Annotated in this window: 22 protein-coding genes; 5 read left to right on the forward strand and 17 right to left on the reverse strand. The window is 60.1% G+C overall.

The window, feature by feature from the left end; all coding sequences use genetic code 11:
• Nucleotides 1–103: 103 nt before the first annotated feature.
• From ABWP89_RS06255 to ABWP89_RS06290, 8 genes are all read right to left on the reverse strand, one after another.
• Complete coding sequence (locus ABWP89_RS06255; RefSeq protein ID WP_353227984.1) at nt 104–877, reverse strand: hypothetical protein; 774 nt, start codon at nt 875–877, stop codon at nt 104–106.
• Between the two features lie 358 nt (nt 878–1,235).
• Nucleotides 1,236–3,233: an acyltransferase family protein gene (locus tag ABWP89_RS06260; RefSeq protein ID WP_353227985.1), complete on the reverse strand. Its 1,998-nt coding sequence runs from the start codon at nt 3,231–3,233 to the stop codon at nt 1,236–1,238.
• Nucleotides 3,234–3,667: 434 nt separating this feature from the next.
• Nucleotides 3,668–5,905, reverse strand: a complete 2,238-nt coding sequence (locus ABWP89_RS06265; protein ID WP_353227986.1) for a GumC family protein — start codon at nt 5,903–5,905, stop codon at nt 3,668–3,670.
• A gap of 29 nt (nt 5,906–5,934) precedes the next feature.
• The gene (locus ABWP89_RS06270; protein ID WP_353227987.1) at nt 5,935–6,663 is read right to left on the reverse strand and encodes a polysaccharide biosynthesis/export family protein; all 729 of its coding nucleotides are present in this window, start codon (nt 6,661–6,663) and stop codon (nt 5,935–5,937) included.
• A 78-nt stretch (nt 6,664–6,741) separates the two neighbouring features.
• Entirely contained in the window at nt 6,742–8,205 is a 1,464-nt protein-coding gene (locus tag ABWP89_RS06275; RefSeq protein WP_353227988.1) for an O-antigen ligase family protein, read from the reverse strand.
• A 223-nt stretch (nt 8,206–8,428) separates the two neighbouring features.
• Nucleotides 8,429–9,676, reverse strand: a complete 1,248-nt coding sequence (locus tag ABWP89_RS06280; RefSeq protein ID WP_353227989.1) for a hypothetical protein — start codon at nt 9,674–9,676, stop codon at nt 8,429–8,431.
• 275 nt (nt 9,677–9,951) lie between these two features.
• Nucleotides 9,952–10,446 carry a transcription termination/antitermination protein NusG gene (gene nusG / locus ABWP89_RS06285; protein WP_353227990.1) on the reverse strand — a complete coding sequence of 165 codons (495 nt, stop codon included), beginning with the start codon at nt 10,444–10,446 and terminating at the stop codon, nt 9,952–9,954.
• Nucleotides 10,447–10,960: 514 nt separating this feature from the next.
• Nucleotides 10,961–11,638, reverse strand: a complete 678-nt coding sequence (locus tag ABWP89_RS06290) for an NnrU family protein (protein ID WP_353227992.1) — start codon at nt 11,636–11,638, stop codon at nt 10,961–10,963.
• A gap of 640 nt (nt 11,639–12,278) precedes the next feature.
• On the opposite strand from ABWP89_RS06290, the gene ABWP89_RS06295 reads away from it, so the two are divergent.
• Nucleotides 12,279–12,530, forward strand: coding sequence for a hypothetical protein (locus ABWP89_RS06295; RefSeq protein ID WP_353227993.1), 252 nt, complete (start codon nt 12,279–12,281; stop codon nt 12,528–12,530).
• 309 nt (nt 12,531–12,839) lie between these two features.
• Nucleotides 12,840–13,808 (forward strand): PDZ domain-containing protein, encoded by a 969-nt coding sequence (locus ABWP89_RS06300; protein ID WP_353227994.1) that lies wholly within the window; start codon nt 12,840–12,842, stop codon nt 13,806–13,808.
• A gap of 24 nt (nt 13,809–13,832) precedes the next feature.
• Here the strand turns inward: ABWP89_RS06300 and ABWP89_RS06305 are convergent, their stop codons facing one another.
• Entirely contained in the window at nt 13,833–15,134 is a 1,302-nt protein-coding gene (locus ABWP89_RS06305) for a UDP-glucose dehydrogenase family protein (protein WP_353227995.1), read from the reverse strand.
• Between the two features lie 263 nt (nt 15,135–15,397).
• Between ABWP89_RS06305 and ABWP89_RS06310 the strand changes: the two genes are divergently transcribed.
• Nucleotides 15,398–16,600, forward strand: coding sequence for an AI-2E family transporter (locus ABWP89_RS06310; RefSeq protein ID WP_353227996.1), 1,203 nt, complete (start codon nt 15,398–15,400; stop codon nt 16,598–16,600).
• Nucleotides 16,601–16,659: 59 nt separating this feature from the next.
• Here the strand turns inward: ABWP89_RS06310 and ABWP89_RS06315 are convergent, their stop codons facing one another.
• Nucleotides 16,660–17,253, reverse strand: coding sequence for a hypothetical protein (locus tag ABWP89_RS06315; protein ID WP_353227997.1), 594 nt, complete (start codon nt 17,251–17,253; stop codon nt 16,660–16,662).
• Nucleotides 17,254–17,415: 162 nt separating this feature from the next.
• Nucleotides 17,416–18,723: a dicarboxylate/amino acid:cation symporter gene (locus ABWP89_RS06320; protein WP_353227999.1), complete on the reverse strand. Its 1,308-nt coding sequence runs from the start codon at nt 18,721–18,723 to the stop codon at nt 17,416–17,418.
• A gap of 82 nt (nt 18,724–18,805) precedes the next feature.
• On the opposite strand from ABWP89_RS06320, the gene glmM reads away from it, so the two are divergent.
• Complete coding sequence (gene glmM, locus ABWP89_RS06325; RefSeq protein ID WP_353228000.1) at nt 18,806–20,143, forward strand: phosphoglucosamine mutase; 1,338 nt, start codon at nt 18,806–18,808, stop codon at nt 20,141–20,143.
• 94 nt (nt 20,144–20,237) lie between these two features.
• A complete protein-coding gene (locus tag ABWP89_RS06330; RefSeq protein ID WP_353228001.1) occupies nt 20,238–20,462 on the forward strand; it encodes a DUF1272 domain-containing protein in 225 nt (74 codons plus the stop codon).
• Nucleotides 20,463–20,490: 28 nt separating this feature from the next.
• On the opposite strand, the gene ABWP89_RS06335 is transcribed toward ABWP89_RS06330, so the two are convergent.
• The 6 genes from ABWP89_RS06335 to cyoC form a co-directional block, all read right to left on the reverse strand.
• On the reverse strand, nt 20,491–21,378 hold the full coding sequence (locus ABWP89_RS06335) for an LOG family protein (protein WP_353228002.1): 888 nt from the start codon (nt 21,376–21,378) through the stop codon (nt 20,491–20,493).
• Between the two features lie 47 nt (nt 21,379–21,425).
• The gene (locus tag ABWP89_RS06340) at nt 21,426–21,962 is read right to left on the reverse strand and encodes a response regulator transcription factor (protein ID WP_353228003.1); all 537 of its coding nucleotides are present in this window, start codon (nt 21,960–21,962) and stop codon (nt 21,426–21,428) included.
• Nucleotides 21,959–23,200, reverse strand: coding sequence for an ATP-binding protein (locus ABWP89_RS06345; RefSeq protein ID WP_502915250.1), 1,242 nt, complete (start codon nt 23,198–23,200; stop codon nt 21,959–21,961). The genes ABWP89_RS06340 and ABWP89_RS06345 overlap by 4 nt, the downstream gene beginning before the upstream one ends.
• 62 nt (nt 23,201–23,262) lie before the next feature.
• Nucleotides 23,263–23,982, reverse strand: a complete 720-nt coding sequence (locus ABWP89_RS06350; RefSeq protein WP_353228005.1) for an SURF1 family protein — start codon at nt 23,980–23,982, stop codon at nt 23,263–23,265.
• Entirely contained in the window at nt 23,979–24,353 is a 375-nt protein-coding gene (gene cyoD, locus ABWP89_RS06355) for a cytochrome o ubiquinol oxidase subunit IV (RefSeq protein ID WP_353228007.1), read from the reverse strand. Before cyoD ends, ABWP89_RS06350 begins: the two co-directional genes overlap by 4 nt.
• Nucleotides 24,350–25,000, reverse strand: coding sequence for a cytochrome o ubiquinol oxidase subunit III (gene cyoC / locus ABWP89_RS06360; RefSeq protein ID WP_353228008.1), 651 nt, complete (start codon nt 24,998–25,000; stop codon nt 24,350–24,352). The genes cyoD and cyoC overlap by 4 nt, the downstream gene beginning before the upstream one ends.
• Between the last annotated feature and the right edge of the window lie 5 nt (nt 25,001–25,005).

The following is a 25,005-nucleotide window of genomic DNA, read 5'->3' on the forward strand; positions in this document are numbered from 1 at the left end:
AAAATAGATAGCGCAATCATTTTCCCAAGCGTGAAAAGCACAATCCCAGTGCCTTCATAGAAATTGATTCTTTTACCGCAATCAAGCTATACAACCTTTGTCATTAAACGACCTCACTTTTGTTAAAGATTGCGTATAATTCATCAGCCTGAGCGAGCAACAGCGTGTCGACCTTTTGCCTGATCTCCGACGACGAAAGCTGCAATTTATCCTTGTAGGCATCGTTGGCATTTTTGCCCGCAAATGGAGAATACGGCTCGGTTTTTCTGACGGACCCGCGAATTCGGCTCAACTCATCGACCTTCGCAAAAACATCCGCGGAACTGTATTGGCCGCTGTCGAGATACGGAAAATTGCTTCCGTGCTTTTTATTCAGTTGATCAACCACCGAATTGAAATCATTGATTGCGCGATCAAAGCCGACGACAATGGCGTTGGGACATTTATCCTTGATGAATTTGTAATAAATTACCCACTCCTTGAGGAGAGCATTTGGATTCGCTGCGCCCCCCAGATAATTTTGGTAGGAAATTACCGCCTTCATGGGTTCGCGAATGAGCACGATGCAAGGAACACCCTTTTTATCGGCATCCCAGGCGATCGAGGCGTTGTGGATATGATGGCAGAAGTCAGCATCATCACCATTCGTAAGCCTGAATGCGGCCTCCACATAGCTGTTGGCGCTGCGCGGGTAACCCTCGATAACCAGCTTTGTAGTTTTTGTCACCAGCCCATCTGGACGAAATAACTTTCGGGCATACAAATAAACAAGCGGGTTTTGGAAAACAAGCTTCTTTAAAGAAAAATAAATAGCAGATTTCACATTAATAGAATACAGATTTTCGTCATTCACTTTCATCATTTTGACCCCCGTCATTTTCAGACACCCCCTGGCAAAATTTCCACAAAATAATCTTCTATCTCTTTTTTGATAGTCAAAAACAGGCTTCGTTCAATAGACAGGCCTGAAATGGATAACCGTGCCAGCAATTACGGAGGCATGGCTCATTATTTCAAAATATCCCGCCTTTCACCACCTTAGTGAATATCACTTGCCTGGATATTGTCGCATCCCTTCGCAACGAACCGTCATACCAAAAATAGTGCGGCGAAACGGACAATGAATATCCAAAATTGTAACTGCTCAACACGCTCATTTCAATCCTCGCCAACCCGTTCCTGAATGCCGGGTATGCGGATACATTCGCCGCAATATCATATAGATAGCTTAATGGTCAACGCGCGGCATGCTTGGGAAGCGCTATACTAAGATCACGGGCGATCGTGGGTGCGGTCAGCAGCGCGCCCTCGACTGAGACATGCGAATATTCATCACGGTAGAGAAAGGTATTGTCTGGCGCACGGAACTCGCACGTTCGCCCAGGACAGAGTGCCGGCAATACGTCAACGGGAACGATCAGCCCAGCCGCGACCAGGTGGTCGAATCCCGCTGTCAGATCGGCGGTCCGTAGGCGGGTTTCCTCGTGGGTGTAGATGGTGCATGTTCGGGCGCCCGGGGCGAACCATTGCGGCGTTGCCTGCTCGGGATTGCAGTTAGCCTCACGCATTAGCGGAACCCCGTAAAGCACAGCCACCCGCACGCCGCGTGACCGCTGCTCCACCGCAAAGCGCTCAAGGTCGGTGAAATAGCTCACGACAGCCTCTTTACGGGCGGGCTTTCCCGGATCGCCAAGTAGGTCAGTCAGTTCCGAAACCAGCAGAACCGTATCGCCTTTCTGCAATTTCGCTACCGATTCCGGGAACATGCGCGTCCAAAAATAATGGCTCGCTGCCCGGAAAGCAAAATCGGCTGCCACATGCGGCCCCGGCGACGAGCCGTGCACTGACAGCACCGTGACACGCCAGTCCGGATTTGCCGCGATTGGTGCGACGCCGCGCAGAAAGGCGCTCGTAAATGAATTGCCTATCACCAGCAGCCGGTGCAGCGCTTTGTCTCCGCCGAGTGTGCAAGCGTCGAAATCAATGGCTTTGGTCATATCGCTTGAACGTTCCACGACACATCTGCCGCCTGACCATACGCCACCGTAGGGCGAGCGAAAGTCGGTCATCAATGAGGAAGGCCCGCGCTGTTCAAGCTTCGGCCTTACACCCAAATACAGGTGCCCCCCCAATGGATAGACCAGCACAGCCACCATGGCGGCAAGCGCACCAAGCAAACCAAACGCAAAACCCGTCTTGCGCATGGGCGACTGTGTAAGCGCAATCCGCTTAGGGGCATTTTCGACGTGCGTGTAACTCAGGTGTGCAAGCAACACTATGATCGCAAGTTCGAGCGGGGCGAGCTGCCAAGTGACCCCAAACGTCAGTCTAGCAAGCGCCAGAACGGGCCAATGCCAGAGGTATAAGGAGTATGAAATACGCCCAAAATACTGAAACGGCACCCGCAGCAGCAGCCGATCAGCATAGGTTTCTCCACCGCCAAAGGCAATGAGAACGGCCGTCGTTATCACCACCATCGCCAGTTGCAACAGGGCGCCATCATAAGGAATGGTGAGCAGGCCGAAGAGCATTGCCAAGGCCAACGGCATCACCCAGCGGGCTTGGGGCACGTACCTGCCCCAATCTTCAGGCAGTCGCGCCAAAAGACATCCGGCTGCCAGTTCCCAGAACCGCAAGGGACTCAGATAAAATGCAGCAATCGGATTACGTGGCAAAATCACGGCATAGTTCAAGAACGATGCCGCCAGCAGTGCGCCGATGACCGGCACAAACAGGCGTTGGTACTGTCCATTCCGCCAAATCAACAACCCATACGCAATCACCGGGTAAAGCAGATAAAACTGTTCCTCGACCCCGAGTGACCATGTGTGGGTAAAGGGGTTGAGCTGAACTGGTGCCGCGAAGTAATCTGAACTTTTGTAAAACAAATAAAAATTGGCCGCCCCGAACAATGAGAACAAGCCAGTCGTTCCACCCTCCTTTGGGGCAGCGTTCACCAGACAAAACAGCACGCACACTGGCAGAATACAAGCGACCAGCGCAGGCACAAGCCGTCGATACCGCCGCTCATAAAACCAACCTAGAAAATCTGGTAGGGACTTATTTTCTTCGATCGACTGAATTGAACGGGTAATGACGAATCCCGAAATCACAAAAAATATATCAACGCCAAGATTGCCACCAGGGAGAATTTGGTGCTCGAAATGGTTTGCGACTACCGCTACGCACGCTATTGCTCGCAATCCAGTAATATCATTGCGGAACTTCGTCACGTATTGTCCCTTTCAAGCTAATTTCTGCAATAATTTAAACCGATGCCGCAACGCGCCATATAATGCTCGTCGGATCGACCGAGTTACCGTCGCAGTTCGCCAGAAGCCGAACTCCGCTCGCATGAGCATACTCATCTTGGCGGCTCGCAATCCCGCTTAAAGCACCTTGGCCCCGGCACCATACCATAAGCCGACGCTGTATCCACCTTAGCCATAGCCAGAATGCCCGCCGTCCAGCTGTTGGCGAGTGTCTAACGCAGCACGAAGTGGCGGCGCAGCGGTATGCTGGTGAATGCGCTGCTGGTGAATTGGCTGCCATCAGGCCGAAAATAAACCTATCCCAACGTCCAGCCTTACCAAGCCAAATTTGATCCCGCTATCCTTGCGTATAGCGGGATCATAAGTGACGATGGCAACAAACTGCGGTCACGCCGCTATGTGTTTTGTTCTGGTCGTTTTTCACTGCGGTAAATATAGCCATAACCGTAATTTGACGAACCATAACCGTAACCGTAACCATAGCCATAGTTATAGCCATATTGTTGGTTGCTCTTGTTGTCGATTTTTGTGATCACAACGCCAAAGATGTGTGACCCGACCAACTTCAGACGTTGCAACGCGGAACGGATACCACGGACAGGCGATCTGCCCGGCTCGGCGACGAACACGCTGCCTTCGACTGCGCGACAGATCAACGGGGCGTCGGCCAGGCCCAGCACCGGGGGAGCGTCAATCACCACATGGTCATAAATCGCCAGAAGCCGCTCGATGACCAGGCTGATGCGTTCACTGCTCAACAATTCTGCCGGATTTGGCGGCAGCGGACCGGCTGTCAGCACCGACATGCCTCGACGGCTGGTTTCGCGCGCATGCACAGCCACATCTTCATCGCCTGCCAGCAGATTGCTAAGCCCCGACGTGTTTGTCAGGTCGAGCATGTGATGAATCGACGGATTGCGCATGTCCCCATCCACCAACACTACAGTTTTTCCGGTACGGCCAATGATTTCGGCCATTGCCAGCGCAGACGTCGTCTTTCCTTCATTCGGCTGTGCGCTGGTCACCGCAATGGATCGAGGCAAGCCATGATTGGTGGAAAAGGCCAGGTTTGAACGGATAGAGAGATAGGCCTCGGTCAGGATCGATTTCGAATCCGACAGTTCTTCGCGGATATCGCCTTCAATCAGTGGTACGTTGCCAAGCAGCGGAAGTTTCAGCAACGTCCAGATATCAGACGGGCTGCGGATCCCTTCATCGATCTGTTCCAGCGCCAGCACCGCAATCGAAGCCAAGGCTATGCCGGCAACCAGAGCAAGGCCAAGATTAAGGATCAGCTTTGGCGATGACGGCAAGATCGGCACCAGCGCGCGATCGACAATAGCAATGTTGCTTGCGCCGACATCGCCAGCCTCGGCAATTTCCTTGTATCGCTGGAGCAGGCCATCATAAAGTTGACGATTGGTATCCGCGTCACGCTGAAAGATGTTGTATTGAATGGTCGACATGTTTTGCACGTCGAACAGGGCCTTGGCCGCATTGAACTGCCGCTCCAGATCCTTTTCCCGCGCCAGCGCCTCGGCATAGGATTGCTTGCGTTCGGCGGTGAAGCGGTTGGTGTCCTTGGCAATCGACACGTCGAGTTCGTCAATTTGTTCTTTCAAGGCCCGCGCTGTCGGGTAGCCCGGTTCAAACTGGGTCAGCACGCGGGCGTATTCCGCAGCCACTTCGGCGCGTCGTTCCTTCATCGTGCCGATCGCAGGATTGGTCAGCACATCGGCACCAACATCTGCGCGCCCCGGCATGGCTCGGCTCGCAGCCGCGATGCGGTCCGCCCGCGCCGCTATCAACGCCGTGTTCAAAAGATCGAGGTCAGACGCCGTCAAGGTCTTGCCGCTTTGGGTCCGGCCGCTTTCCGAACGCTGGGTTTCCAGCGAGATAATGTTATTTTTTGATGCGTAAGTTACCGCCATCTGTTCGGATTGTTCAAGCTTTTGACGCAAGCCGACCAGCCGCCCTTCCAGGAACTCACGAGCCTGTGCAGTCGATTCGAATTCTCGATCGGTGGTTGCGCCAATGAATTCGTGGGCCCAGGTGTTGGCGATTTCCATTGATAGCTGTGGTGAGCGGCTGGTGTACGACACATCAACCAGCCGCGATGTTTTCACCGGTTCCACCGAGACATTGTCGAGCAACAACTTCATCGCATCGCGTTCGCGATCATCGCGGCTGTCCGCCATTTTCCAGCCTTCGGCGCTAAAAAATTCCGGGCGATCAACCAGGTGCAGCTTTTTGGAAATCCGGTCAGCCAGCGAGGTCGATTTCAGCAAAGCATATTGCGTCGCATAAAATTCCAGATCCTGGGTGTTTTCCGTCGCATCAAGGCTTTGGACGTTGGTCACCTTTTTCTGCTGGCGATTGATTTCAATCTGGGTTTTCGCAGTGTAATTGCGCGGCATAAGCAGCGTAACCACCACTCCGGCCACCAGGCTGGCAACGATTATGCTGATCAATACCAGCCGCCAGCGCAGCATCGTGTGCCAGTATTGCAACAGTACTGGCGGCAAAAGACGCTCATTTTCCTCGGTTTCCATGAAACTTTCGAGGTCGAGGCGATCTGACGGCGGAACAGAATTGTTCTGTTCGTAGCTATCTTGGTCAATCGTCGTTACCATTTTCATTTTTTCCAATGAAATATCAATTATTACTTGCGCAGCAACAGGATCAATGGGCCGGCCAGCAGCGACCCGGTCGTCAGATAATCCTTGAACAAGCGCCGGGCGTGATTGTCGCCAACCACCACCACGTCGTTCGCAAAGATCTCCGGATCGGGATATGCGCCGTGCCGCACATCTTTAAGATTATACAATGCAGCATACTGTTTCCCGGCGACCGTGCGGAAGATGACCACATCGTCAAGCCGGCTGAATTCGGTAGTGCCAGAGGCCGTTGCAATCGCCCGTAACAGCGTCATGTGCCCGATCACCGGATAGAGCCCAGGCTTGTTCACGACGCCGTCAACTGTCACATACTGGCTGAGTGTTTCGAGAACATTGACAGTAACTTGCGGGTTGCGAATATATGCTTTCTTCAAACCGTCGGCGAGCGCCAGTTCAACCTCATGCGGGGTCTGCCCAGACACTGCGACCATGCCGACCAGCGGAAACGACACGCGCCCACTGGCATCAACCTGGACATCGATCTTGGCCAGTTCGGGAACGCCAAACACGCTGATTTCCAGCTTGTCGAATGGGCCGAGCAGATAGGGCCGTTCCTGCGGTGATCCGTCCTGCCGGGTCGGCACTGGCAGGGCGTTCCCCTCCACCGGTGTGATGCTGGGATCGCCGCCTACCCGCACTGCATGGGCGCATGCCCCCAACAGAAAGACCGTGGCGAGAGCGATATGACGAAATCTGAATACGTTGGAATTCATGTAAAAACCAACCTGCCTGAAAAAAGGGGGGTGAGTGACAATCGAATCGTGAGTCGTGAAATTATGCGCGGCGGCATATTATGCAATGCGACCGCCCTGAGGATCTGAACCCCGTATAAACACTCCGTAATCATCCTGTACGACAGACCACAATGCGGCCAATACAATCAAGCACGAAATGGCAGGGACCCGTGCTGGATAATCGGTAACCGACGCCAGCGCAAAGATAAGGTTCACCAGCAGGCCAAGCCTGGCAAAGCGGAATTCGGATTGATCCGACCGCAAGACGGTGCGGGCGCGCACCACCCACAGCACCACAGCCGTGAGCAGCAGCAGCGCGCCCGGCAATCCTGCTGTCGTTACCACTTCGATCCAGTCATTGTTCACCTGCGCCATGATCCGGGGCGATAGCATACTATCCGGTTCAAACGTGCGGAATACCGGCAAAAAAGTGCCTACGCCACTGCCTAAAGGCCAGAAATGCCCAGCCATGCCAAGCGCCACGGGCAGCATCTGAAACCGTAAATCCTGGCTCGCGTCTTGCTCCAGCAACCGATTTACCGATTCTGCGCGACCGAGCCAGACGGCGGTGCCAACGATGGCAAGACCGGTGATCGGGGCCATGTACGGGACGATCTGCCGTCCGCGCGCGATTATGCCTGACCAGCCATGCTGCGCAGCCTTGTTTGGGTCAGTCTTTGCCCCGGACGGACTATTGGCTCCACGTCGGCCGCGATATACCAGCGGAAGGCTTAGACAGGCGACCACCGTCATGGCCAGACCGGATCGTGAGCCCGTGCCCAGAATGACCGGCAAAAGCACCACACCAAGCAACGCAGCAATGCTTGCGCGCATGGTACCGCCCAGGCGCGGACCGGACTTGCGACGTTTTATTCCCGATTCGCCCGCACGGTCGCGCATCGCCTGCGTTGTCGGTTGGACATCACTGGCGAACGTTTCGGAACGCCCGGTGCGGCCGGCGCGCTGCCCCGACCACCCCGCCCACGTCGCCAGCATGATCAGCAATGTAGCCAGAAACACAGCCTGGTGGTTGCGATTCGCAAACAGCCCAATCGGCATTCCTGCGGTCGTGGTTTCATACAGATAGAGCGGGCTGTGCGGATCGCTGACCATCTGCACGATGCCAAGACCCGCGCTGATCATCCCCAGCACCAGCACCACGGGCAGCAACCGGCGCAAGTCTGCTGCACCAAGCTGTGCCCCCAGCACCAGCACCGCGGCGGGCGCCATGGTCGCCCACAGTGCATTCCAGGTGCGCGTTGGCGACATGCTGAACGGGCGCCAGATGGCCGAATTGCCAACCGCGTGATCGATCGCGATGATCAGGGTGCGGCCCGGCAACGCAGCATAGATATGCGGGGGCAAGGGCACCAGTTGCAGCATTGGCAACACGACACAGACCAGTACCAGTGCAAACAGAAACCGAAGACGCACGATCTGTTGCCATTGCAGCGTCATGCATCCTGCGCCCAGCACCAGAGCAGACAACGGCCGCAACCCGATCAGCTCGGCACTGTCCATCCGCGAGGTTCCACCCAGCGCAAATACTGCGCACAAAAACCCCGCCAGCAACCAGAACTGCCACCTGGCCTGGCCAAACAGATCGGCAAGGCGCCCTAGCTGTGGCAGGATTGCCCGACCGCGCGATCGTGACCATGACTGTGACCGCGACCGTGATCGCCTGCCGGTTTTGCCCGTCGAAGCATTCATGGGCGATATATCCCGTATTCCGGAGTCGACCGCATCACTGTGCCTGCACTGCAAGATTGGTGATGCTGACCGTAGAAGGCTCGTCACCATCGGCACCGACCACCTGCAGACGCCACGCCTGTGCGTCACAGCCTGTGGGGAAAATCACGGTGGCGCGCGTCGTGGTGCGGCCCGATTGACCAAAGCTGACCGGTTGATGCCAGATCACCTGTTGCGCCTGCCCGGCGCACAGCACATCCCAGACAATCCCTGCCCTTGGCGTGGAAGCATCGTGGACGATCGTCTGAACGAATGCGTAAGTCCCAGGCGCAAACATGGTCACCCGCGATGCAGCCAGGCCACTCTGTTCCGGCCCGGCGGTTACCGCCAGCGTGCCGCTTTCTTCAAGCCTTGTGTTGATCCCGCCGCGTCCGTCAATTGTCCAGCTGAGCGGGGTCAGGTGCGGGTTGGTTGCTATCTGCGAAAAACCCATTTCACCCAAGCCCTTGCGAATGTCCGGCGCAAGACCGCCGGATATACGCCGGGCCGCTCCGATATTGCCGGAATTGATCAGGGCGCTGATCAGACTGGCGTTGAGCTCATTGATGTACATCGTTTGCAGATGGCCGGAACCGGCCCGAATCAGCCCGGTTATCGCATCCGGGTCGCCACCTTGGTCGATAGCCTGGCGGATGAACCCATAATACCAGGGACGATCGGCATAGCGCATGATGATCTTTAGAATTGCCGGATCGGCAATCGCCGGCACAAGCGCAGGAAAAATCTGGTCACCGAGTGCCGGCACATACAACACGGCATGATCAACATGCGCGATGGCAGCGGCGTTGTCTGCGCGCTGCACCGCGAGGCCCTCCAATTCGAGCTCGTTCGGGACTTCGCGCCGGGTCACGCGTTCAACCAGTTCGAACAGCGGCCTTCCGGTTCCTGCGGCGCGCCGTTCGGCCAACATGCCCAATTGGTACAGCGCGGACGGCTCCAGAGGTTCGCGCACCAGTTCAGCCCGCGCATTGTCCGCCACCCTGGGCAGCGCACTATCGGGCAGCGTCTCCATCCATAACGCGTGCTGGTCGTTGATCAATTGCACCTGGGTTGACTGCGCAGCCCAGGCCGGCATGGCGAAATGGGCATGCCCCGCCTCCAAAGACTCCCCCAACCTGCTCGCCCAGTATGCCAAAGACGCGTCACGACACGACAATAAGGCGGCGACGGTACAACACAGCAAAACGGCTGCGCGCACGAACCAATGCATGGACGACCTGGCGGAAATAGTACGACCTTTCATCCACGCGTCATACACCGTTGCAGGCGTATTGCGCCATAGCTACCGCACTATGGGTTGCCCGCCCATAGCCAATACCAACCCTCAAATCCACCAAATGCCGCGCAACGGCGGTACTTCAACAAAAAATTGCGTTCACGCCCTTAGCCGCTACGCTTAAAACGCGAAGATTTCAAAAATATTTCAATAACTTTACAACATACTTACTTATACACGCCGAAGATGATAAGCAATTAAAATTAACAATACACAATGAAAGCAATATCCACAGGATGTCGTCAATGTGGAACAAGCAATTTCGTCGGTAACGACACAGTTACGGTCGTTCCAAGCAGCTCCATCAAAACACACACTCTGCCGATCGGATCAAGCCGCTCTATCAAAACAATCTTGTCAGCCAGCGGGCCCGCCACCACCCGTGCCAGTTGGCCTTGTTCATAGGAGGCGAGCTGGTGCGTCATCCCGCCCCGTTCGCACCGTGCAAACAGGTGGGCCATGATTGGCTGCGCGATCGGCGACGGTCGCCCGCCAAAGTTGGAAAGCAACCGCTTGACTCCAAAGGTGCCGTTGATCGAACGCAACCGACCCGCCCCCATGTCAAGTTGCACGAAAATGTAATTCGGAAACAACGAGGCCATTACCATTTTAGCCTGCCGGCCAGCTTGCCGGACCTTTTCGAATTGCGGCCAGAAGGTGACGAAATTCTGCAACTTCAAATTCTGTACCGCAATCGCCTCTCGCCCGGGAAGCGTTTCAACCACAAACCAGCCCACTGGCCAGCCCACTGGTTGCGCGGATGGCGAACGCTCCACAGGCGAACGCAGCGGCGCTGTGGCAGACGGCGAATAATGGCAGGAACGCATGCACAAACCCCGCTAAACCCACTGTACACCAGCATCGGCCTTTAGCCTGTTGCCGTTGCACACCTGATTGCATGCTGCATAGCACAAAATACTTAGGGTTGCCAACCGGTCCGGCTCCCTAATGTCACGACTCGCCGTCCAACCGCAAAACATTCATGGTATTTCAAATGCTAACCGCCACGCCTTCCGGCGATGGGCGTCACCCCCGCGGCACACGCGCGCAACTGCATTGATCGCAAAACTGGTAGAGTTTGCTGCAGAGGCACACTTCGAAGAAGGTGACAGGACCAACGCAATCAAAGCCGCTGATGCATGGCCGCGTTTGCGGGGGCGGTGATCTCATTGGCCGACAGAACCGCGCGGCTCCGACCGTCCGAATCGCGGGTGGATTTGCACGCATCGTGCGCGCATCCGCCCGCACAAGTCATTTCGTTTCAAGCAACCAGATGCCCACCGGTTCCTGCCCCAAATGGGTGTGCAGCCAAGTCAAAATCAGCCACGGAATAAGCGCGAACAACCAGTTCAGGCCCGGCGCCGTGATCCTGCGCGGATCAGGCCAGAACGGCGTGCGCTCCATCCACAGCCGCCAATCTTTGCCAAACAACACCAACAGCTTGCGATCCTGCAGCGCAGCCCCGGCGATCGCAAAAATCGCAATGCCTCCGAACAGAATGGCCTGGCGCGCAGCCGGGACCAGCACAATTTCCGCGATCGACCACAGGGCAAACGCAAACATCATCGGATGCCGGGTCATCAGCACCGTCCCGCGTGGCGGCTGTTCCAGCATCAGTTCACGATTGCGGTTGTATCGCGCCGGATTGCCGAACAATGACCCCGTAAACAACACCACCGAGATGTATGTCACGACGTCAAAGGCCAGGCCGATCAACGGGTGCCCATGATCCCATAACACCGGCACGTGCGGCGCTCGACGGAATGCGATAAACGCAAGCGGCAAGAGCACGACGGCAATTGCCGAATAGGCAAAGCGGAATCCCTGCTCGCCAAACGTGCGCACTGCTGCATCACGCAGGGGATGTGAAAGCAAAAAATGGCCAGCGACAAACGCGGCAATCGCGGCGAACAAGATCAACAACGGCATCCGTTTCGGTAACCTTTCAGAATCAGCACCTGCACAGGATATGTTCCAAGCGTAAAAGTTCCATGGACCTGCATCAAGGAACATCGCGCGGGATGGAAAATCCCGAACATGCGCAGGACTGTCGTCCTGATCCGCATTTCGGTCCATACTACGCAAGATGACGTACCTAGCCGGTCGCAGGCGAGCGCGCGCCTGCTCTTGCAGTTCACAGCTCCAGAGTAAAGAGCGGTCTCCAGGCTCTGCAAAAAATACAATTAAAACAATTAATAAGCGTTCTTCGAAAACGCACATAGTCGCAATTTGACGGGGTTTGATCCGGTTCAACACGCACAATTTCACGCGCCAGGGCGCGATCGAATCCAGTCGCCATCCGACCGGGCACTAGCGCCGCAGGCCACAATCCCGGGCAACCACACCACCCGACTTCGTCCAACATGGACACAGGCCAAACCCTGCAAAACACTGAAATATTTGGACTATTTCTCATTGACTACCCGAGCTTCAGGTATACACATTGGTCAATGGGCGCCAAAGCGCGCGGCCCGAAGGCGCAGAAGCTGCTTAGCTGCAGTGCAAAAAAGTGCTTGATGGCCTAGGGGATTTAGCTTAGTAATTGTAGCAACAGTAAAGGAGTCGGCATATGTTCGGTAAGCTCATCGCCGCTAGCGCGGTTATTTCTCTTCTCTCCGCGACGGCAGCATTCGCTGAACCCGCCGCAACCTCGACTTCGGCCACGTCGGTCGCCAAAATTCAGGACTTGAGCCGCGCACGTCGTCATCTCGACACCGGCAAGCGCAGCCACGCAGCCGAAGCCGGCACACTCGTTCTCGTTGGCCTCGGTGGCGCTGCTGCTGGTTTCGGGATCGATGAAGCGACCAAAAGCAATCCGTGATTTTTTGCTGCACGGGTTTTTCCCGCAGCATGACTTTGCACAGGGCGGGCAACTTCGGTTGCCCGCCCTTTTGCTTGTGACTGCCAATGCTGGCGGGATTGCGGTTGTGGATTGCAAAATCAACGATCGCAGCGGCACATCCATCAATGTCACCGAATGCTGAGCCGCGGGCGGGTTCAGCCTGGCTGTAGTGGGCGTGGTACGATTCGGATGATCAATTGCCAGGCCACGACACCGCCTTGCCGCCGCCGCACACGCCTGGCGCGCCCAGGCGGACCGGGCAGGGTCGGCGCAGAGCGCGCCCTTTTTGTGCTGGCCGGCCTGTCTGCCGCCGCGCTGCTGCTGATGGCCATGCCCGCCGGCGCCAGTGCCCACACCAATAACCCGGCCCCGGCCACGCACGTCGAGAACGCATGGGATCGCCTGCGCTTCGACGATCTGCGCTTGGCCGCGATTGTCCATCGGCTGGCACTGGCCAACGTCGGTCTGTGCGATGCACGCGAATCGGCCACCGGGCTGATCCTGCAATCGCTGGAACAATACCCGCCGTCGCTGCGTGACCAGGCGCGGGCCGCGTTTGATTTCAACACCCCGCTGGCGGTTGAGGCCGTGGTGCCCGGCGGCCCGGCCGAACAGGCCGGCATCCGCGCCAACGACAGTATCGTGACAATTGCCGGCCAGACCTTCGAACCGGTAACCGCGCAGGCGAAACCGGCGACCACCACGCGTGACCGCGCGCTGGCGGTGATCCGGCAAACCCCGGCCGGTCAACCGATCGCGATCGGACTGCTGCGCGCGGGACAGCGGATGGATGTGCAAATGCAGCCGGTGACCGCCTGCGCCATGACTGCAGAGGTGGTGCTGGAGGGCGGCCAGATCGCCGAATCCGACGACAACACGATCCAGGTGGGCATCGACCTGGTCGGACCCTGGCCAGACAACGACATCGCCGTGCTTGTCGCGCATGAAATGGCGCACATCGTGCTGAAACACGGCGACCGCATCAGCGACGCGCATGTCCATCACGGCATGCTGGGGCAATTCGGCAAAAGCCTGTCAATCGTGCGCGCGGCCGAGGACGAGGCGGACCGATTCAGCATCCGATTGCTGGCCAACGCCGGTTACGACCCCCGCATCGGTCCGGAATTCTGGCGCCACGGCAAGGGGCGATCGATCGACGCAGGGATATTCCGCAGCCCCAACCATGGTTCTCCACGCGAACGCGCAAGCATGATGGAGGACGAAATAACCCGGCTGGGGCAACCCTTCACGCCATGACCTGGGCCCGGTTTCAGAACCGTTTCAGCGACCCACCGCCGTATAACGCAAACCATGCTGTTCGACCGCAGCGCGATCATAGATGTTGCGCAAATCAACCAGCACCGGTTCGCGCAGCAAGGTTTTGATCCGCCCGAGATCGAGCGCCCGAAATTCGTCCCATTCGGTTGCAATCACGAGTGCGTCACACCCGGCCATGGCACTGTAGGCGTCGGTGAAATAGTCCACATCATGCAGCACGCCGCGCGCCTGTTCGATGCTCTGTGGGTCATAGGCATGGATACTGGCCCCGCCATCCTGGAGGGTCTGGATGATTGCGATCGCGGGGCTTTCACGCATGTCATCGGTGTTCGGCTTGAACGCCAGACCCAGGATTGCCACTGTCCGCCCGCGCAGATCACCGCCGGCCGCCTCTATCACCTTGCGCCCCATCAGCCGCTTGCGACGGTCATTGGCAGCAACCACCGCCTCGACAATGCGAATCGGCGCGTCATAGTCATCCGCAGTTTTCAACAGCGCCAGCGTGTCCTTGGGAAAACAAGACCCACCATAGCCTGGCCCGGCGTGCAGGAATTTTGACCCGATGCGGTTATCCAGCCCGATGCCCCGCGCCACTTCCAGCACATCGGCACCGACCTTTTCACACAGATCCGCCATTTCGTTAATAAAGGTGATCTTGGTCGCCAGAAACGCGTTGCCGGCATATTTGGTCAATTCCGCGCCGCGCCGGCTCATTTCGATCAACGGCGAACGCCCCAGCGCGAGTGGCCGGTAAATTTGCCGCATCACGGCCAGGCCGCGTTCGTCATCGCCGCCGATAACCACGCGGTCGGGGCGTTTGAAATCGTCGATCGCCGCGCCTTCGCGCAGGAATTCGGGGTTCGACACGACCGCGAATTCGGCCGCGGGATTCACCTCGCGGATGATGCGTTCAACTTCGTCGCCGGTGCCGACCGGAACAGTCGACTTGTTGACGATCACCGTAAATCCGCTCAACGATGCGGCGATTTCGCGTGCCGCAGCATAGACATAGACCATGTCGGCGTGGCCATCACCGCGCCGTGACGGGGTGCCGACCGCGATGAACACCGCATGCGCATCAGCGACGGCGGAACCGATTTCGGTGGTAAAGGTCAGGCGGCCGGATGCCGCGCCGGTCGCCACCAGATGATCAAGCCCGGGTTCGAAAATCGGGATCTTGCCCGATTGCAGGGCGGCGATTTTGGTTTCGTCCTTGTCGACGCAGACCACTTCGTGCCCGAAATCGGCAAAACAGGCCCCGGACACCAGCCCGACATATCCGGACCCTATCATCACCAGCTTCATGCCACCGCATCCATTCCGGGCAGGCGCAGGCGATTGCCCGTGCACCGCACTGTTTAACGCAAGGGGCCGCATACCCCCTGGCAGGCGGCCCATCGGCCATCTGCTACGGATTAACCGCCCTGAGGGCAATCGGTATTGGCGCAAAAGCCGGTCAGAATTGTGCGCTGCAACATACGCCGACGTTCAGGAAAACCTTTCGCGATGCACGGCCGCTACGGTTGCCACACTTGATCGCGCCGCATCATCGGCGCACAACGGCGGCGATGACCGATCCCGCTGAAATAACCCCGTTTGCCGCCGCCGCAACGGACCAGACCGAACAGCTGCGCCGCCAGCAGGTGCGCCTGCAATCCTCGATCGTGCTGCTGCTGATGGCCGGGCTGGTCATCGCGCTGCCGTTCATCCTGACCCTGGGTGCGGTGGTGGTACAACCGCCGGTGACCGCGCTGGTGCTGTCGATCGTGCTGTCACCGCTGGCCGACCGGCTGACCCGGTTTGGCGTGCCCAACATGCTGGCATCGTTCATGGCGATCCTGGTGATGATCGGCGTGATCATCGTGGTGCTGGCGGTCATCCTGCAACCGGCGTTCGACATGGTCGATCAGGTGCCGGCGATGGCGCGCGAAATCACCCGACGGTTTGCGCAGCTGCGCGACAATTTCCAATGGGTGGGCGAATTCAACCGCCAGCTTGCCCGGCTGGGCGGGCCGATCGCGGGCCAGCCGCCGCGCCTGGTCACGCTGGCCGGGCCATCGGTGATCGAACAGCTGGCGTTCGCGACCCCCAGCGTCGTGCTGGAAGTGCTGCTGACCGGGCTGATGACCTTTTTCATGATCGAATCGCGCATCCGCATGCGCCGGCGCCTGCTGGTCGAGCGCGCCAACTTTTCATCATCGGTGCGGATCGCGCGGGTGATGCGCGATGTGCAGGACCGCGTCGCCAGCTACATCCTGACCGTTGCGCAGATCAACGCCGGCGTCGGCCTGATCGTCTATGCCGGGGCGCGCTATTATGGCTTTACCGCACCGGTGATGTGGGGCGGGCTGGCGTTCGTGTTGAATTTCCTGCCCTATATGGGGCCGTTGACCATGGTCGGACTGCTGGCGCTGGTCGGGCTCGGCACCGCCAGCACGGTGACCGCCGGGGTCATCCCGGCGCTGTCGTTCCTCGCGCTGCACGCGATCGAGGCCAATCTGGTGACCCCCAGCATCCTGGGCGCGCGGTTTACGCTCAACCCGGTGTCCATTCTGATTTCCTTCAGCTTTTTTACCTGGGTCTGGGGTGTGCTCGGCGCACTGCTGTCGGTGCCGATCCTGCTGACGCTGTCGGCGCTGATCGACCATCTGGGCCGGCCCAATCTGGTCGGGTTCCTGTTTGGCGAATCGCTGTTCGAACCGGCGCGGTTGCAGGAACCAGCCGAGCCCGCCGACCCCGGCGAAGACGACGACGACGGCAAAGACGCATAAAAAACGCGGCGCTCCGGACAGGAGCGCCACGTTCGGACCCTTTTACCGTGGGCGAAGGTTCAGCTGGCGACCAGCACGTTCGCCGCCGACATTGCATAAAGCATGCCGATCGACAGCAGCAGGTTGGTGCGGCTGGCAAACAGCGCGCGCGGCGCGGCAACGGCCTTTTCCTCGGCAGTCGCTTCGACAATGCCCAGAATCTTTTTCTGCGCGGGCCAGATGATAAACCACACGTTGAACGCCATGATCAGCGCCATCCACATGCCGACACCAATCAGGCGCACCTTGCCCGGTTCGGCCAGCGACAGCGCCGATACCAGAAACCCGCCGTTCCAGGCGACAACCAGCCCGGTGATCACCGTCCACAGCGCGGCATAGCGAAAATACCAGAACACGCGCGGGGCGATATGCCCGGTGATCGCGCCCTTTTGTTCGGCCGGGATCGACGGCATCGTCGGCACCTGCACAAAGTTGAGGTAGTACAGCAGCCCGATCCACAGCACGCCCATGAACACGTGGAGCCAGACGAACGTCATCTTGATGCAGGCAGCCGTGCCGCCAAAGGATTCGGCGTCCAGGCCAAGCATAATCGCCAGCGCAAGCACGACGCCCACCGTGACGACCAGATTCAGATTGCCAAAAAACTTTGCCATAATTCCCCTTTCGACGCGAATTTGCCGCGTCCTGTCATTCTGCAAGGTTTGTGAAACAGATTCCGGGTTGAGCCCGCTTGGGCGCGTTTTTGCGTCGTTTGGCCGCGCGACGCAACCGGAATCTCGTATTTTTCCGCGTGTTGCCCCGCGCGGGCAACACGATCAGGGATCAGCCCGCGCGCGATCGACCGCTGCGGTCACCGCCACATCCCACGTAACATTGCCCAGCGTGCGCATCAGATCGGGCACCACCTCTACCGCCACCAGCAGGGCCAGCGGCGCCACCGGCACGCCCATCGCCAGCGCGATCGGCCCGACCGAGGCGATAAAGCTGATCGTGCCGGGCAGGCTGACCGAGCTCAGCGACACCAGGATCGCCATGACAAAGCCCGATGCCATGGCGCCGGCGGTCAGTGGCACGCCATACCAATGCGCAACATAGACCACCACCGCCAGGTTCATCGCCGGGCTGGTCGCACGAAACAGCGCGACGGCCAGCGGCATCGTGAATTCGGCGGTGGCCGGGCGCAGCCCCAGCCGTTCGCACGCGCCCAGCATCGCCGGCAATGACGCCAGCGATGATTGCGTTGACAGCGCAAATACCTGCACCGGCAGCATTTCACGCACAAACCGGGCCAGCGGCTGGCGCGCCACCAGCGCTGCAAACGGATAGGCCGCCAGCCACACCACCGTGCCCGATGCGGTAACGATGACGATATAATGCGCCAGCGCGCCCACCGCCGCCGGACCGCTTTTGGCCGCGACCGTCAGGCTGAGCGCCAGCACGCCCACCGGCGCCAGCGCCAGCACCCAGCCAATCACCACCAGCATGGCGGCGGCAATCGCGGCAAACAGCGTGGCCAGCGCATCGCGCTGCACCGGCACCAGCCGCGTCGCCGCCAGCGCAAACACGGTCATGAACAGGATCAGCGGCAGCATATGGTCACTGGCCGCCGCATCGATGACATTGGCCGGAATGATCGACCGCAGATAATCGGCAATCCCTGGCAGGCTGGCCGGAACCGCACCACCCAGGCTGGCGCGCAGGGCATCGCCCGCGCTTTGCGGCACCGGGATCAGCCGCAACAGCAGCGGTGGCACGGTCAGCGCAACGCCCGCGCCAAACGCCAGCACGCCCATAAACCAGCCCAGGCTGGCGCGTGCCATTGGCCCCGCGCTGGCGGTGCGTACGGTCTGTAACACCCCGGTAAAGATCAGCGCAGACACCAGCGGCACGATCGTCGCCTGCAACGCCCGCAACCACAGATCACCCACCGGGCCGGCCACAGCCAGCACCTGCGGCATTACGCCGGGCGCGGCGAACGCCAGCGCCAGACCCCCGCCCAGGCCAATCGCCAGCGCGGCAAAAGTCCACCCCGCCGGCACTTGCGCGATTGGCGGCAGCACCAGCCCGCCCGAATTTGCAGATGCAGCATTTGCCGCGTTGTCATCGCCGTGTGTCTGGTTCATGCGAATGTTAGTGTAATGGTGTTAGGTGCGATGGCAATCGCCCACGACAGCGGGCACCAACAGGGTACAAAAGGGTTTTCGAATGGGGCGCAAGTTCTTTGGCACCGACGGCATTCGCGGCCGCACCAACGCTGGCGTGATGAACGCCGCCACCGCCATGAAGGTGGGGCAGGCCGCCGGCACCTATTTCCAGCGCGGCGACCACCGCCATCGCGTGGTGATCGGCAAAGATACCCGCCTGTCGGGATACATGCTGGAAAACGCGATGACCGCCGGTTTTACCAGCGTGGGCATGGATGTCGTGCTGCTGGGGCCACTGCCGACCCCGGCGGTGGCGATGCTGGCGCGCGAAATGCGCGCCGATGTCGGCGTGATGATTTCGGCCAGCCACAATCCGTTTGAAGACAACGGGATAAAGCTGTTCGGCCCCGACGGGTTCAAGCTGTCGGACGAAGACGAACTGGCGATCGAAGCGCTGCTGGAAGAAGATCTGCCGCTGGCCGATGCCGAACTGGTCGGCCGCGCGCGGCGGATCGAGGATGCGCGCGGGCGCTATATCCACGCGGTCAAGGCCAGTCTGCCGCACAATGTCCGGCTGGATGGCCTGCGCATCGTGCTCGATTGCGCCAATGGTGCGGCATATACCGTCGCGCCATCAGCACTGTGGGAACTGGGTGCAGAGGTCATCGCGATCGGCGTGGAGCCCAATGGCAAGAACATCAACCTGGGTGTCGGATCGACCCATCTGGATGCGATCAAGGCCAAAGTGCGCGAAGTGCGCGCCGATATCGGCATCGCGCTGGACGGTGATGCCGACCGGCTGATCGTGGTTGATGAGAAAAGCCAGACTGTCGATGGTGACCAGATCATGGCGCTGATCGGCGGGCGCATGGCGGCGCAAGGGCTGTTGCGCGGCGGCGGGGTGGTGGCGACCGTGATGTCGAACCTTGGCCTCGAACGCTATCTGAACAGCCAGGGTGTGGACCTGGTGCGCACCGCGGTGGGCGATCGCCATGTGTTGGAAAAAATGCGCGAAGGCGGGTACAATATCGGCGGCGAACAATCCGGGCACATGATCCTGACCGACCACAGCACCACTGGCGATGGCACGATTGCTGCGCTGCAAGTGCTGGCGGCGCTGATCGCCAGCGGCAAACCGGCCAGCGAAACGCTGCACTTGTTCGACCCCGTGCCGCAATTGCTGCGCAATGTCCGTTTCAGCGGCGGCAAGCCGCTCGACAACGAGCAGGTCAAGGCGGTGATCGCCGAAGCAGAGGCGGAACTGGCGGGCAAAGGCCGGCTGGTGATCCGCCCGTCGGGCACCGAACCGGTGATCCGCGTGATGGCCGAAGGCGACGATGCTGCCCAGGTCGCCAGCGTGGTCGAACGCATCTGCGCCGCCGTCCGCAAAGCCACCTGACCGCCCGGAAAAGCCCTCCCCCTCAGGGGGAGGGTTGGGTGGGGGTGTCCAACGTCAGTCGGGCAACCAATCCCACGACAAAAGTTATGCCAAAATGCTGGAAATGCGCCCCGATTGCGAACGCTGCGGCACCGACCTGCCAGCACAAGCCCCAGGCGCGTTCATCTGCTCATTCGAATGCACGTTCTGCGCGCCCTGCGCCGATGCGCTCGACGATCAATGCCCCAACTGCGGCGGTGAGCTGGTCGATCGGCCAACCCGCGCGGCGGCGTTGCACGCCAAATATCCGCCAGCAACGCAGCGTCGACACAAGGCCTGAACGTCGGCGGGCCGGGGGGGATCGCCGCTCAATCCCCGGTTTCCAGCGCGTAAAAATCGACAATCCGCGCCCAGCCCTCCTCGGCCGTGTCGACGCGGTGGAACAAGTCGAGATCATCAAACCCGATCAGGCCTTCTTCGGCAATGGCGCGAAAATTGATCACTTTGTCCCAGTATTCGCCGCCAAACAACAGGATCGGGATCGGCCGCATCTTGCCGGTCTGCACCAGTGTCAGCAGTTCGAACAGTTCGTCGAACGTGCCGAACCCGCCGGGAAACACCGCCACCGCCCGCGCACGCAGCAGGAAATGCATCTTGCGCAAGGCAAAATAGTGAAACTGAAACGACAGATGCGGGGTGACGAACGGGTTGGGTTGCTGTTCGTGGCGCAGCGTGATGTTCAGCCCGATGGTATCCGCCCCGGCATCGCGCGCACCACGGTTGGCCGCCTCCATGATCGCGGGGCCCCCGCCCGAACAGACCACAAAGTGCCGCTTGCCGGATTCGGTAACATTGGCATCAGCGGCCAGCCGCGCCAGCCGGCGCGCCTGATCATAGTACTTCGCCTTGGCCGCCAGCCGTTCGGCAATCTTGCGCGCCGCCGGCGTGGCCGCAGCGTCGATCACGCCTTGCGCGGCGTCGGGCGCAGGGATGCGCGCCGAACCATAGATCACCAGGGTTGAGGCAATCCCCGCCTCATCCAGCAGCATTTCAGGCTTCAGCAGTTCCAACTGAAACCGCACCGGGCGCAGTTCCTGCCGCAACAGGAAATCGGTATCGCGAAACGCCAGCTCATACGCCGGATCGCGCTGCTGGGGAGAGGTGTGCGCGTGGTCCTCGACAAACCCCGCTTCTTGTTCGGCGCCATAGAAGGCGGGGTGGGACAGCGGGGTCGGCGGCGCAGGATCATTGCTCATCCGCGCCTTGTTGCCGCCCTGCCCGTGCTGCGCAAGGGCCAGTCACCTTATCGCAATTGCCGCTTTTCCAGTTTGCGCGCCAGGGTCCGCCGGTGCATCCCCAGCCGCCGCGCGGTTTCGGAAATGTTGAAATCGCATTCGACCAGCGTGGCGTGGATATATTCCCATTCCACCGTCTTGATCGAACTTTTGCGCCCCTCGACCGGAACGGTGGAATCGCCGCTGTCGCGCCCGAACGCATTTTCGATATCGTCGGTGTTGGCAGGTTTGGCCAGATAGTGGCTGGCCCCCAGCTTGATCGCCTCTACCGCCGTCGCAATGCTGGCAAACCCGGTCAGCACGACTATCCGCATCGCCGGATCAGCCGCGTGCAGCATCTGCACCGCGGTCAGCCCCGACGCCGTGCCCAGTTTCAGATCGACCACAGCATAGTCAAACGCCGCGGCGCCCAGCAGCAAGGCCAATGCATCGGGGCTGGCAACGTGGTGCACGCGATAGCCGCGCCGTTCAAAACTGCGGCTGAGCGTGCGGGCAAACGCCGGGTCATCCTCGACAATCACCAGCCGCAGCGGACCCTCGGTCATGCCGCAACGCCGCGCGCGCGCATCGCCGCCAGCGGAATCGCCAGGCGTACAGCGGCGCCCCGACCATCACGGTTGCGCACGGTCACTTCGCCGCCCAGCTTGCGCACCACGTTGAACACCAGAAACAGCCCGAGGCCACCGCCGGCGCGCCCCTTGGTCGACACATAAGGCCGGCCGATGCGGGCGATCACCTCTGCCGCAAAGCCCGGACCCTGATCGACAAAGGTCAGCACCAGCATGCCGGCGTCGATATCGGCGATCACCTCGACATGCGCGGGCGAAACCTCCAGCGCGTTGTCGATCACATTGCCGATCACCTGCCGCAGCGCCGGGTCGGACACGATCGCCGCATCCTGGGTGATGCGATCGGTCAGCTGCACCGCGCCACCGCTGCGCGCGTGCCATTCCGCGGCAAAATCGCGCACGAAGGTTGCTGCGGTGGTCAGCGCCGGATTTTCCCCGCGTGCCTCGCCCGCCGACAGCAGGATGCCGCTGACGATCGATTTGCAGCGCTGCAATTCGGTTTCCATCTCGTGCATTTCTTCGATCAGGTCGGGTTGCGGCAGCACGGCGGGATGGTTGAACCAGTCGCGCACCAGCACCGACATCGTCGCCATCGGCGTGCCCAGTTCGTGCGCGGCGCCCGATGCCAGCAGGCCCATGCGCACGATATGGTCTTCTTCGGCGGCATGCTGGCGCAATTGCGCCAGCGCCGCATCGCTTTGGCGGCGGTTGCGATCGATGCTGATCACGAAAAACACCGTCAGCACGGCAATCAGGCAAAAACACACATAACTGCCAGCCAGGTACAACCGCAGCGGATCGGCCTGCAACAGCGGCGGCAGTTGCAATGGCACATGGCGAAACGACAGCAGCGTGCCGGCCACAATCGCCGCCGCCGCCACGATCCAGCTGCGGCTGGGCGGCAGCATGATCGCGCCGATGGCGATCTGCAGCAAAAACAGAAAGGTGAACGGGTTGGTGGTCCCTCCGCTCAGGTACAATTGCCAGGTGAGCGCGGCGACGTCGAGCATCAGCGCGCCGATCAGTTCCCGATCGCTGTACCTTTCCCGCTTTGCCCCCAGCACGTGCGTGGCAATATTGATCACCACCAGCAGCGCCGGCACGGCCACCAGCTGCGGCAGCGGCAGGCCGATGCCCATCACCTGGCTGACCAGCGCGATCGTCAGCAGCTGACCGACCACCGCCATCCAGCGCAATTGCACCAGCAGCGCCATGTTGCGCGCACTGGCGGCGGGAAAGGCCTGCGCACGCGCAAAAAAGGACAAGTCACGATCCATCACCCGCGCCGGTATAGCATGACCGCGCCCGCCACCGCCATCACCGCCAGCGCAAACCATGTCAGCGCATAGCCCAGATGGCTGTTGGGAAAATCCAGCACGGTCAGGCCCATGGTCGGCGGGGTTAATACGGGCACCGGGGATTCGGCGGCAGCGTCGATAAACAGGCGCGGATCGGCCGTAACGCCACGTGTGCGCGCGATCATGGCAATATCGCGCGAATACCAGCGGTTGTCGCGCGGGGTGTTGGCGCGCAACCAGGTCCCCCCCGGCTCGGTCAGGCGCAACAGCCCGGTCGTTTCAACCCGCCCGGTCGGAACCGCTGCCCGCGCGCGCTCGATCCGGCTGCCCTGCGGCAAAAACCCCCGATTGACGAACACCACCTGCCCGCCATCATCCACCAGCGGCACCAGTTCCCAATATCCCGTCCCCAGCACCGATGTGCCCGTCACGAGCGTGGCCGTGGCGGGCGTGTAATGCCCGCGCAGAACCACGGGGCGATAGGCCAGTGCCGCCAGATCACCACGCGGCAGCACGGCCACGCTGATCGGCGGGGCATGAACGGCGGTTTGCGTCGCGGCAATCAGTCGCGACTTCCACCCCATGCGCTGCACCTGCCACACACCCAGCGCGGCAAACACCAGCGCAAGCATCAGCATCGCCAGCGCTGCCCCCGCGCCCCGCCGCGCCGGCAAAGCAGCGGGCGCAACCGTGGTCATGGCTGGTCGGACAGGCCGGGCGGCATCGCCCCTTGCGGCATCATGTTCTCGTTCAGGTGGTACATCACCCACATCGAGCCCGACAGCACGATCAGCACCAGCACCGCGGTGAACGCCAGCGCCAGAAAGTTCCACCCGCCCTGCGACCGGGTGTTCATGTGCAGGAAACAGACCATGTGCACCACGATCTGCGCCACCGCAAAACCGGCAATCACCAGCCCGGTCAACAGTTTGTCATGCAGCCCGCCGCCCATCACCAGGGCGAACGGCACTGCCGTCAGCACCGCCGACGCGGCAAAGCCCACGGCATAGTCGCGCCCCGAAAAATGCGGGACATCATCATGCGGCGTATCGGTGTGAACGGCGCTCATCGCAGGCTTCCCATCAGATAGACAACGCTGAACACGCAGACCCATACCACATCCAGAAAGTGCCAGAACAGCGACAGGCACAACAGGCGCCGCTGGTTCGCCGCCGTCAGGCCGGTTTGCGCCAGTTGCACCACCAGCACCGCCAGCCACACCAGCCCGAACGTGACGTGCAGCCCGTGGGTGCCGACCAGCGTGAAGAACGACGACAGAAACGCGCTGCGCTGCGGGGTTGCGCCCAGCGCAATCAGATGCGCAAATTCCGACAGTTCGATCGCCACGAAGCCCGCGCCAAACAGCGCGGTCGCGATCAGCCAGCCCTGCACCCCGCGCACGTGCCCGCGCTGCATCGCGATCATCGCCAGACCATAGGTCAGCGATGACCCCAGCAGCATCGCGGTGTTGAGCGCGACCAGCGGCAGATCAAACAAATCGCGCGGGCCTGGCCCGGCCGCAAAATTGCCGCCCAGCACGCCATAGACCGCGAACAGCATGGCAAAGATCAGGCAATCGCTCATCAGATAGATCCAGAAGCCCAGCAGCGTGCTGCCGCCTTCGGGATGGTCGGCCTCGTTCAGATCATAGTGCGTGGCCGTCAGCGCGGCAGCATCGTACGGGGGATTGTACGGGGTCAGGGGCAACGTGGTCATGGCGG

This window comes from Novosphingobium sp. (assembly GCF_040398825.1).
Classification (GTDB): Bacteria; Pseudomonadota; Alphaproteobacteria; order Sphingomonadales; family Sphingomonadaceae; genus Novosphingobium.